Annotated in this window: 1 protein-coding gene; it reads right to left on the bottom strand. The window is 71.0% G+C overall.

The window, feature by feature from the left end:
* Positions 1-686: AMP-binding protein (locus tag FFK22_RS42060; RefSeq protein WP_143957030.1), on the bottom strand; the 686-nt coding region annotated here is incomplete at both ends.

Here is a 686-nt window from a genome sequence, read left to right as displayed (position 1 = left end):
GGCCACGAACCGCTCCGACGTCAGACCGGCACGGCCCAGATACCCCCGCGCCAGACCCGCCCCCGCGATGTACAGCTCTCCCGACACCCCCACAGGGACCGGACGCAGGCTCCCGTCCAGCACATAGACCCGCGTGTTCCAGATCGGTCGACCGATCGGCACCGGCCCTTCGGTTGGATCCCCTGGCTTCACCTCGTAGGTCGTGCAGCCCACCACCGTCTCGGTCGGGCCGTATTCGTTGATCAGCCGGGTCCCGGCAGCATGCCGCCGCCATGCCGCGATCGTCCCTGCCCCCAGCCCTTCGCCGCCGATCACCAGGCAGCCGCTCAGCCCTTCCAGCCGCTCCGGCGGCACCAGCTGCGTCAGGATCTCGACATGCGCCGGCGTCACCTTCAGCAGGCTGAAGCCAGTCCCCGCCGCCAGATGCTCCAGTTGCTCCACCTCCGGCAGCAGCGTCAACGCACGCCCCGCCAGCAGCGGCAACATCAGGCTGGTCACCGTCGCGTCGAACGCCAGCGGCGTGTTCACGGGCGCGCCCGTGCCCCGCTCCAGCGGGTAGGCCTCCAAGGCCCAGGCCGCATAATTCCGCAGCCCGGCATGGGTGACGACCACGCCCTTGGGGCGGCCGGTGGAGCCGGAGGTGTAGATCACATAGGCCGGGTGCCCCGGCCGCAGCCGCGCTCTCC

The sequence above is a fragment of the Mycobacterium sp. KBS0706 genome, assembly GCF_005938675.2.
Taxonomy (GTDB): Bacteria; Pseudomonadota; Alphaproteobacteria; order DSM-16000; family Inquilinaceae; genus Inquilinus.
This window is presented reverse-complemented; position numbering and strand designations above follow the sequence as displayed.